A 10,249-nucleotide genomic window follows, 5' to 3' on the forward strand; every position below is an offset into this window, starting at 1 on the left:
GATGGGCAAGACCTTCACCGGCAGCTTCGACGCCCGCGGCGGGAAGATCGCGATCGTCGCCAGCCGCTTCAACGAGTTCGTCGTCGGCGAGCTGCTCGACGGCGCGCACGACTGCCTGCGCCGGCACGGCGTCGACGACAACGACATCGACACGGCCTGGGTGCCGGGCAGCTTCGAGATCCCGCTGGCGGCGAAACGCCTGGCCGCGTCGGGCCGCTACGCCGCGGTGGTCTGCCTGGGGTGCCTGATCCAGGGCGATACGCCCCATTTCGGCTACATCGCCGCCGAGGTCACCAAGGGCATCGCGCAGGTCTCCATGGACAGCAACGTGCCGGTGGCCTACGGCATCATCACGGCCGACACGCTGGAACAGGCCATCGAGCGGGCGGGGACCAAGGCCGGCAACAAGGGATTCGACGCCGCCATGTCCGCCCTGGAAATGATCGATCTCTGGCGCGTCATCGAAAAGGGCTAGCGCATGGGCAAGAGACGCAAGGGCCGGGAGCTCCTGGTCCAGGCCATCTACGCCGCTTCCCTGAGCGGCGGCGGCTTGCAGGACTGTGTCGACGACCAGATCGAGCGCAGACAGGCTTCGGCCGAGACGGCCGCGTTCGTGCGGCCCCTGGCCGACCTGATCGAACGTCACCGCGACGAGCTCGACGCGAGCCTGGACGTCCTGCTCGAGAACTGGGATCCGGCGCGGGTCGGACAGGTCGAGCGTGCGATCTTTCGGCTGGCCCTGGCGGAGCTGCGCTTCTGCGCGGACGTGCCGGTCAGCGTGGTGCTGAACGAAGCCTGCGAACTCGCCCGTCTGTTCGGGGACGAGGGCACGGTCCAGTTCGTCAACGGTCTGCTCGACCGCGCCGCGCGCACGGCCCGCCCGGGCGCACCCGCGGGCCCGGGGGAGAACGACAAGCCGTGAAGGTCTCCACCAAGCGCCACTGGCAGGACTTCTGGGACGAGGCCGATCGCCTCGGCCTCGAGGACGTCTACGGCAACGACGGCCGCATCGTGCGCGAACTGTTCGCCCTGGGCGATCCCGCCGGCAAGCGCGTGCTGGAGGTGGGCGCCGGCACCGGCCGCGATGCTGTGGCCCTGGCGGCTGCCGGTGCCGAAGTGTGGACCCTCGACTACGTGCCCGGATCGTTGGCGTTGACCAGGCGGGCGGCCGCCGAGGCGGGCGTGGCCGTCCGGCCCGTCGGCGGCGACGCCCTGGGCAAACCCTTCCCCGACGACAGCTTCGACCTCGTCTTCCACCAGGGACTGCTGGAGCATTTCCGCGACCCGCTGCCGCTCCTGCGCGAGGATCTGCGCGTGCTCAGGCCCGGTGGGTACCTGCTGGTCGACGTGCCGCAGACCTGGCATTACTACACCGTCGGCAAGCAGGTCCTGATCGCCATGGGCCGCTGGTTCGCGGGCTGGGAGACACAGTTCACACCGGCCCGGCTGGAGCGTGCCGCGACAGCCGCCGGCGGACGCGTCGTGCGCACCTACGGCGACTGGATGATGCCGGGCCTGTGGTACCGGGCCATCCGCAAGTTGACACTCACCCGTCTGGGCCTGAAGCTCCCCATGTATCCCGATCCGGTCCCACCGCTGGGACGGGCCCTGGCCCGCTGGCGAGACAGCCTGTGCGAGAGACGCTGGGCCCTGTACACGATGATGACCATCGGCGTCGTGGTGACCAAGAGCGACTAGCCCGGGCTGGGGGAGTACCCGTTGCGGATCCTGGCGGTAAACTGGCGCGACATCCGCGATCCCCTGGGCGGCGGCGCCGAGATCCACCTCCATGAGATCCTCAAGCGCGCCGTCTCGGCCGGGCACGAGGTCGATCTGGTCGTATCGGGGCAGTCCGGCGCTCCGGCGCGCGAGACCATCGACGGCGTCCGCATCCAGCGCCGCGGCCACTGGGCGGTCGCCAATCTCGTCCTGCCCTGGGTGGTGCGGCGCCTGCTGCGCGAGCGCGACTTCGACCTCCTGGTCGAGGACATCAACAAGATCCCCTTCTACACGCCCCTCTACGCCGGCGGTGTGCCCGTACTCGCGGTAGTGCCCCATCTCTTCGGCGCGACCGTCTTCCGAGAGGCCAACCCCCTGCTGGCCGCCTACGTCTGGGCAGCCGAACGTCCTTTGCCTCGGGTGTATCGCGACGCCGCCTTCGAGGTCATCAGCCCGTCCACCCGCGACGATCTGATCGGCCGCGGCCTGCCCGCCGCGCACGTGCATTGCGTCCACTGCGGCATCGACCGCGCGCGGCTGCGGATTCCCGATCCGCCGCCGCGCGACGATCCGCCGCTGATCGTCTCGTGGAGCCGCCTGCGCCGGTACAAGAGCCTGGAGGTGGCGGTGCGCGCCTTCGCGCGCATCCGGGAAACCGTTCCCGGCGCCCGCCTGATGATCGTGGGCCGTGGCCCGGACGAGGGGCGCCTGCGGCGCGAGGCCGCGCGTCTGGGCCTGGCCGAGGCGGTGGCGTTCGCCGGCTACCTGGACGAATCGGCGCTGGCAGAGGTCCTGCACCGCGCAAGGCTTTTCCTCAACCCGAGCCCCAAGGAGGGCTGGGGCCTGACCGTCATCGAGGCCAACGCCTGCGGACTGCCCGTGGTGGCCAGCGACCGCCCCGGACTCCGCGATTCGGTGCGGGACGGCGAGACCGGCCTGCTGGTGCCCTACGGCGATCACGCGGCCATGGCCGACGCGGCCCTCTCGCTCCTGACTGACGGCGTGCGCTGGCGGACCTTCAGCGAAGCGGCGCGCGCCTGGTCGAGCACCTTCGACTGGGACCGTTGCGCCGACGAATCCCTGGCGCTGTTCGCTGAGGTCGCGAAACGCCCCGGCGGGAGGCGGTCATGAATCGCCGTGCATTCGGCGCCGTCCTGAAGCTCGCGATCAGCGCCCTGCTGGTCTGGTTCCTCTTCCGTTTCCGCGACGTGTCTTCGACCTCGCTGCTCGACGTCGTGGACGATCCGGACTGGGGCCTGCTGGGCCTGGCCGTGCTGGTGTTCTCGGCCTCGGCGCTGGCTGGCGCAGCCCAATGGGGCTGGATCCTGCGCGTGGCGGGCCTCGGCACCCCGTGGCTGGAGATGGGCCGCCTCTACTTCGTGGGGATGTTCTTCAACAACTTCCTGCTGGGCAACGTGGGCGGGGACGCCGTCAAGGTCTACGACCTGGGCCGTCGCGCGGGCAGCACGGTGAAGGTGTTCTGCGGCACGGCCCTGGACCGGCTGGTGGGTCTGTGCGCCCTGACGGTGCTGGCGCTGATGGCCTTTGGTGTGGCCGCGGCGGGCGGGCTGGCCTTGCCGCCCGTGGCAGCGCTGGTGCTGGCCCTGGTCGTGTGGAGCGGCGGACTGGCCGTCCTGCTCTCCGGCCGCGTCTCGTCCCTGGTTTCCCGGGCGCTCGCGCGGCTGCCCTGGCCCGCGGTGGGAGAGAGGTTCGCGCAGTTCGTGGCGGAGTTCCGACTGTACCGCCGCCGCCCGGCCTGGCTGGCGCGGGTCTTCCTGCTGGCGCTGGGCGTACAGGCGTTGCGCGTGACGACGCACGTGCTGATCGTCGCGGCCCTCGGCATCGCGCTGGATGGGGCGCGCATCCTGCAGCTCTTCGTGCTGGTTCCCCTGCTCGGCATCCTGATCGCGCTGCCGGTGAGCCTGAACGGCCTGGGCCTGCGCGAGGTGGCCGCGGCCGAGCTCTTCGTGACCGCCGGCGTCGTCGCGGCGGACTCGCAGGCGGTCGCCGTGGAGTTCCTGGCCTACCTGGCGCAGGTGCTGGTCAGCCTGGCCGGCGGCGTGTTCTTCATGCTCGGTCCGGTGCGCGCTGCGGGCCGCGACGCCCCGACCGGGGAATAGCGGCCGGGCGGGTGCGGAACCTCCCGCGCGCGGGGTTGTTGCGCTCTGGACCGTGTGTTAGATTGGCCCGGCCATATCGATATTGGACGCCACGCATCTCAAGCGAAGGAATGCCATGCCGGCAGCCGATTGGCTCAGAAAGCCCACGAACCTGATTTCCGTGGGCGTGTTCGCGCTCGCCCTGGTTGTTTACGGTTTCACCTTGCCCGCGACCCTGAGTTTCTGGGATTGCGGGGAATACATCACGACATCGCATATCCTGGGCATCCCGCACCAGCCGGGCACGCCGCTCTACGTCCTGGTGGGGCGCTGCTTCGACATCGTGCTGTCGCCGCTGATGAACACCGCGCAGGCCGTCAATTTCATGTCGGCGTTCTTCAGCGCCCTGGCGATCATGTTCATCTACCTGATCATCAAGGACATCGGCCGTCGCGCCGATCCCGACGCCTCCTGGCTGCCCCACGCCGGCGGCGTCGTGGGCGCGCTCTTCCTGCTCTTCAGCGCGACTTACTGGAACAACGCCATCGAGGCCGAGGTCTACGGACTGGCGGCCTTCATGATCAGCTGCCTGACCTGGCTGGCCCTGCGCTGGTACGACATCAGCGATACGAAGCACAGCAACCGGCTGCTGTACCTGGTGATCTATCTCCTTGGCCTGGGCGTGGGCTTCCATCTGGGGACGCTGCTCGTCTACCCGGGCATCTTCGTGCTGATCCTGCTGACCGGACGACGCCGGCTCGAGCTCTTCGATCTGCTGGCCCTGAGTTTCGGTCTGGCGCTGTTTTTGCTCTCCACGATGATCAACGACGACTTCGTGCTCACCGGCGGCATGATCGTGCTGCTATCGCTGGCCGTGGTGCGCAGTTTCTCGGGGAAGCACTTCCTGCTGGTTTCGACGGGCGTGTTCCTGCTCGGCCTGTCGGTGCATCTGTTCATGCTGACCCGCGCGGGACTGGACCCGGCCATCAACCAGTCCCAGCCGGACAACTTCGCCACGCTGATGTCGGTGCTGCGGCGCGAGCAGTATCCGCCCATCGATCCCTTAGTCCGCAAGGCCGATCTCTGGTGGCAGATCCAGTACTACTACAACTACCTGCTCGACCAGTTCACCTTCCTGGATCTCGGCTCGGGACATGCCGGCCGCCTCGCCGTCATCTTCGGGCCGATCTTCCTGGGCTTGCTGGGGATGATCCATGCGGTCTGGCGCGCGCGGCCGTGGGCCTGGATGCTGCTCGTCAACTACCTGATCAACGCCGACATCCTGAACTTCTACCTCAACTTCAGCGATCACGAGGTGCGCGAGCGCGACTACTTCTTCTTCGCCGGCTTCCTGTTCTTCGCGGTGTTCATCGGTCTCGGCGCGGCCGCGCTGCTGCGCTATCTCGCCGGTCCCCTGGGCCGGGCCGGCCGGCAACTGGGTCCGGGGGACCGACCGGCGCCGATCCGCGTCAAGGCGACGGTCGCCGTGGTGGCGGGCCTGCTGATCGTCCTGCCCGCGCTGCCCCTGGCGCCCGGCCACGCCAAGTGGTTCGAGCACGACCGCACCGACAACGCCGTGGCCCGCGAGTACGCCTGGAACCTGATGGCCGGGCTCGATCCCGACTCCATCGTCTTCACCAACGGGGACAACGACACCTTCCCGCTGTGGTACCTGCAGGAGGTGGAGGGATTCCGCCGCGACGTCACGGTCGTCAACCTGGCCCTGATCAACCTGCCCTGGTACATCAAGCAGCTCAAGCGGGCCGACCCGCCCTTGCCCTGCTCGTACACCGACGAGGAGGTGGAGAAGATGCGGGCCATCCGCTACGAGGACCCGGACACGGGGCGGCAGGAGACCATCTACGTCAAGGACTACATGGTCCACAACATCATCGAGCAGTCCCTGGGCCGGCGACCGGTCTTCTTCGCGGTGACCATTCCCCAGGAGAACATGCACCGCTACTTCGACATGCTGCAGATGGAAGGCCTGGCCTACCGCTTCACGGGCAAGCGCAACGCGGACGGCCTGCCGTCGGTCGACCCCGATCGCATGATGGCCAACCTCTACGGGCTCTACGGATACAGCGCCTCCCTGGACGGCGACGACGCCCGGCGACGCGAGGAATTCGAACGTCTGAACGGCATCGGCATCAGGGGCGAAGACAGCGATTCGCGGCAACTGCTCGGCGAACGAACGTGGCGCCTGGACGGCCTGCCCGAGCTCACGGGCGCCCATCGCGAGGACGTGTACTTCGACCAGAACGCGGAGAACCTCCTCGGCAACTATCCCGCGGGCCTGATCCGCGCCGGGTACGATTACCTGCTCCGCGCCGAGAACACATCGTCCGGGGAAGAGGCCGCCTACGATGAACTGCTGGCCAAGTCGGAAGCGGCCTTTCACCTGGCCGCGGCCTTCGATCCGACCTTCCCCATGCTGACCGATCTCTATCCCATGGTGATGATCACGCGGGGCAAGGCCGACGTCGCCGCGGCGCACATGCTGCGGATACACGGCCGGATACCGCCCGAGGACGAGCAGACGGTCGTGCCCCAGGTCCTGAACTCGATGCTGCGCTACCGGGAATTCGCGGCGGCCAGATCCTGGATGGAGGGCGTGATCCGGGAATCCCCCGACGATCCGCGCGGCTATCTGCACCTGTTCAACGTCCACCGTCTGGCCGGCGACGTGCTGGGCTGCCGGGAAGTCATGGCGGACTGGACATCCCGTTTCGGCGCACCGAACGAGGAGATGGCCAGCATGCTGCTGGAACTGCTGGAGAGCGAGACTTCGCCCGACACCGGCGCCGGCGAGGAGGGCTCATGAAGGACGGCAACGGCAAGGTGGTCGTCGACGTTCCGCGGGAGCTCGGCCCCGCGCTGGCCGACGGTTCTCGCGTCGTGGTCACCGGTTGCGCCGGTTTCATCGGCAGCCATCTCACCGAAGCCTTGCTCGACCTGGGCTGCCTGGTGACCGGTGTCGATTCCCTGAACGACTACTACGATCCCGCGCAGAAACGCGAGCACCTGTCGGGCTTCGAGGACCACCCGCGGTTCGAGCTCCACCAGGCCGACTTGAACGACCTGGACGCCGTCGCGCTGCTCGACGGCGCTACGGCGGTCTTCCACCTCGCGGCGCAGGCCGGCGTGAGAGCGAGCTGGGGAGAGCATTTCCAGGACTACCTGGACCGGAACCTCAAGGCCACCCAGCGCCTGCTGGAGGCCTGCAAGGAGGAGAGTGTGGCGCGCGGGCTGGTGCGCTTCGTCTATTCCAGCAGCAGCTCGATCTACGGCGACCGGACGGACCTGCCCGTGGCGGAGACCGCCCTGCCCCAGCCCTTCTCGCCGTACGGGGTCACCAAGCTCGCCGCCGAGCACCTCTGCGTGCTGTATGCCGCCAACTTCGACGTGCCGGTCACCGCGCTGCGCTACTTCACGGTCTTCGGACCGCGCCAGCGCCCCGACATGGCCTTCCGCAAGTTCATCGAGGCCGCCCTGGACGGCAGGCCGTGGCACATCTTCGGCGACGGCAACCAGACCCGCGACTTCACCTTCGTCGCCGACGCCGTGGTCGCGAACCTGCTGGCGGTCGCGGCCCCCGGCCGCTGGGGCGTCTACAACGTGGGCGGCGGCGCGCGCATTTCCCTGCGGGAGGCGCTCGACGTGATGCGCGGCCTGCTCGCCTCTGCGGCGCCGGGAGTGAAGCCCGTGCTGGAACACGTGCCGACCGAAAAAGGCGATGTGCGCGATACCTGGTCCGCACCCGACCTGGCGCGCGAAGCCATCGGCTACGAGTCCGTCGTCCCCTTCGCCGACGGCTTGCGACAGGAAATCGCGTGGGTGCTGGAGAGGAGGCGACGCCTTGGCGGTTGAAGCTCCCGACATCTCCGTGGTCGTACCCGCCCTCGACGAGGCGGAATCGCTGCCCGAACTGGTGTCGCGCATCGATGCCGCGATCGACGGCCTGGGCCTCGGCTACGAGGTCTGGATCATCGACGACGGCAGCACCGACGACACGCCCGCGGTTGTCGATCGGCTGCACGCCGATAATCCCGCCGTGCACTGCATCCAGTTCACGCGCAACTACGGCAAGGCCGCGGCGCTCTCGGCCGGCTTCGCGGCCGCGCGGGGAGCGTACGTCATCACGCTGGACGCGGATCTCCAGGACGACCCGGACGAGATCCCGGGTCTCGTAGCCAAGCTCGCCGAGGGCTTCGATCTCGTGTCGGGCTGGAAGCAGAAACGCAAGGACTCCTTCATCAAGAACAACACCTCGAAGGTCTTCAACGTCGTTACGAGCCTGGTTACCGGGCTGCGCCTGCACGACTACAACTGCGGGCTGAAGGCCTACCGGCGAGAGGTCACCCGGGCCGTGCGCCTCTACGGCGAGATGCACCGTTACATCCCGGCGCAGGCCCACCGTGAGGGCTTCCGGGTCACGGAGGTGCCGGTCAAGCACCACGAGCGGCGGTTCGGCGTGACCAAGTACGGCGCCTCCCGGTTCGTCAACGGCTTCCTCGACCTGTTGACCCTGATGTTCCTCAGTTCGCGCGCCTCGTCGCCGCTGCATCTGTTCGGGCGCATCGGCGCGACCCTCTTCGCGGCGGGGGGGGGGATCCTCCTCTGGTTCCTGGGGAGCTGGGTGCTGGGGCGCGGCCTGCACATCAGGCCGCTGATGCTGCTCGGCGTGACCTTCGTGATCCTGGCCTTCCAGTTCGTCAGTCTCGGCTTGATCGCCGAACTGGTCGTGGCCGGCCACCACCCCGAGACGGAGTACCGTGTCCGGCGCCGGATCTGACAGCCCGACCGCGCCCTCGCTGGCGGTGATCGTCGTCAACTGGAACGGACGCGATCTGCTGGGCGATTGCATCGGCTCGCTGCTGTCCAACGGCTACGAACCGCTGCACGTGGTGCTCGTGGACAACGGCTCCACGGACGACTCCCTCGCTTTCTGCCGGTCCGCCTTTCCCTCGGTGGACATCGTCGCCTCGGCCGAGAACCTGTACTGGGCCGGCGGCAACAATCTCGGCTTGCACAACCTTGGCGATACGCATGTTCCGGATTACATACTCCTGTTGAACAACGACACCATCGTGCCCGAGGGCAGCCTGCGCTGCCTGGTCGACGCCATGGAGGAGGAGCCTCTCGCCTGGGCCGCCTCGCCGCGGATCTGTTACGCTGCCGAACCCTCCCGCATCTGGTACGACGGCGGCCGCATCGGCCGCCACAGCGGCTGGGTCAGGCACGAGGGCATTCGCCGGCTGGCCGGCCGGCGCGGTTTCGAGAACCGCTTCGTCGATTTCGCCACCGGTTGCGCCATGATGCTGACGCGCGGCGCGGTCGAGGTCCTGGGTGATCTCGACGAGGGCTACACCCTCTACGCGGAGGACACGGACTACTGCCTGCGGCTCCGCGAGGCGGGCGGCAGGGTGTTGCTCGTCCCCAGATCGATCGTGCTGCACAAGGTCAGCGCGTCGGTCGGCGATATCTCGTCACGCAAGCTCTATCTGCGCAGCCGCAGCCACCTGCGCCTGCTGCGCCTGCATTGGCACCGCTGGCGCCTCCTGCCGCTGGTGCCCAGTCAGCTGGCCTTTTTCCTCGGTCACGCGATCTGGCATCTCTGGCACGGCCGCTGGCGCGTCGCCCGCGCCCTGCTGGACGGAGCCATCGACGAACTGGCGGGACGGCCGGCGGCGCGGTACTGAACTGGACACGCGCGAAGGACGGATGATATCCTCGTGTTCGTTTCCCGGGATCGAACTCGTCCTCGCCGTGAAAGGCCCGCTTTGTCGACCCTGGCCCACCGGATCCGCGCAGGCTTCGGTACGGATGGCGGTATGCGCCGCTGGTGCATGACGTTCGTCCTGTTGCTCGCGTTCGTGGCCCTCGTTCATCCGGAAGCCGTGTTCCGCGGCGACATCTACCGCAGCAGTGATTCGAGCAACGCCACATCCTTCCAGGTGGCGGGCGACGCGGCGTTCGCCGAGGGCCGCTACCCGCAATGGAACCCCTACATCTTCTGCGGCATGCCGACCTTCGGTTCCCTGGCCTACAACCGCTTCCTCTACTTCCCGAGCGAGCTGCTCACGCGTCTCCAGGACGATGCGGGCTTCCCCCTGATGACCTGGCTGCTGGCGCATCTGCTGTTCGGCGGCCTGGGCATGACCTGGCTGCTCGGTCGCTGGCGGCTGCCCTGGCCGTCCCGGCTGCTGGGCGCCGCGCTCTGGCTGATGATGCCGAAGATCGTCGCCTGGGCCGTGTACGGCCACGGTTCCAAGCTGATGACGGCCATGTACCTGCCCTGGGTCGTCGGCCTGACGCTGGAGGTGCTGCGCGGACGCGGGCGCCGCAGCGCGGGCGGCCTGGCCCTGTTGCTGGGTCTGCAGATCCTGTGCGGGCACATCCAGATCATCTACTACACGCTGCTGGCCATC

The 10,249-nt window shown here is 68.2% G+C and carries 10 protein-coding genes; all 10 read left to right on the top strand.

Going from position 1 to position 10,249, the window contains the following annotated elements; all coding sequences use genetic code 11:
* Nucleotide 1: 1 nt before the first annotated feature.
* Nucleotides 2-475, top strand: a complete 474-nt coding sequence (ribE, locus tag KJ554_07795; protein MBU0742230.1) for a 6,7-dimethyl-8-ribityllumazine synthase — start codon at nucleotides 2-4, stop codon at nucleotides 473-475.
* A 3-nt stretch (nucleotides 476-478) separates the two neighbouring features.
* Nucleotides 479-922, top strand: a complete 444-nt coding sequence (gene nusB, locus KJ554_07800) for a transcription antitermination factor NusB (protein MBU0742231.1) — start codon at nucleotides 479-481, stop codon at nucleotides 920-922.
* Nucleotides 919-1,698, top strand: a complete 780-nt coding sequence (locus tag KJ554_07805; GenBank protein ID MBU0742232.1) for a class I SAM-dependent methyltransferase — start codon at nucleotides 919-921, stop codon at nucleotides 1,696-1,698. Before nusB ends, KJ554_07805 begins: the two co-directional genes overlap by 4 nt.
* 21 nt (nucleotides 1,699-1,719) lie before the next feature.
* Nucleotides 1,720-2,850: a glycosyltransferase family 4 protein gene (locus tag KJ554_07810; GenBank protein ID MBU0742233.1), complete on the top strand. Its 1,131-nt coding sequence runs from the start codon at nucleotides 1,720-1,722 to the stop codon at nucleotides 2,848-2,850.
* Complete coding sequence (locus KJ554_07815; protein MBU0742234.1) at nucleotides 2,847-3,839, top strand: flippase-like domain-containing protein; 993 nt, start codon at nucleotides 2,847-2,849, stop codon at nucleotides 3,837-3,839. Before KJ554_07810 ends, KJ554_07815 begins: the two co-directional genes overlap by 4 nt.
* A gap of 115 nt (nucleotides 3,840-3,954) precedes the next feature.
* A complete protein-coding gene (locus KJ554_07820) occupies nucleotides 3,955-6,642 on the top strand; it encodes a DUF2723 domain-containing protein (protein MBU0742235.1) in 2,688 nt (895 codons plus the stop codon).
* Nucleotides 6,639-7,688, top strand: a complete 1,050-nt coding sequence (locus KJ554_07825; GenBank protein MBU0742236.1) for an NAD-dependent epimerase/dehydratase family protein — start codon at nucleotides 6,639-6,641, stop codon at nucleotides 7,686-7,688. The genes KJ554_07820 and KJ554_07825 overlap by 4 nt, the downstream gene beginning before the upstream one ends.
* Nucleotides 7,678-8,613 carry a glycosyltransferase family 2 protein gene (locus KJ554_07830; GenBank protein ID MBU0742237.1) on the top strand — a complete coding sequence of 312 codons (936 nt, stop codon included), beginning with the start codon at nucleotides 7,678-7,680 and terminating at the stop codon, nucleotides 8,611-8,613. The genes KJ554_07825 and KJ554_07830 overlap by 11 nt, the downstream gene beginning before the upstream one ends.
* The gene (locus KJ554_07835) at nucleotides 8,594-9,520 is read left to right on the top strand and encodes a glycosyltransferase family 2 protein (GenBank protein MBU0742238.1); all 927 of its coding nucleotides are present in this window, start codon (nucleotides 8,594-8,596) and stop codon (nucleotides 9,518-9,520) included. Before KJ554_07830 ends, KJ554_07835 begins: the two co-directional genes overlap by 20 nt.
* Before the next feature lie 132 nt (nucleotides 9,521-9,652).
* Nucleotides 9,653-10,249, top strand: a 597-nt coding sequence (locus KJ554_07840; GenBank protein ID MBU0742239.1) for a hypothetical protein, incomplete at its 3' end; no start/stop codon positions are given.

The sequence above is a fragment of the bacterium genome, from assembly GCA_018814885.1.
Lineage (GTDB): Bacteria > Krumholzibacteriota > Krumholzibacteriia > LZORAL124-64-63 > LZORAL124-64-63 > JAHIYU01.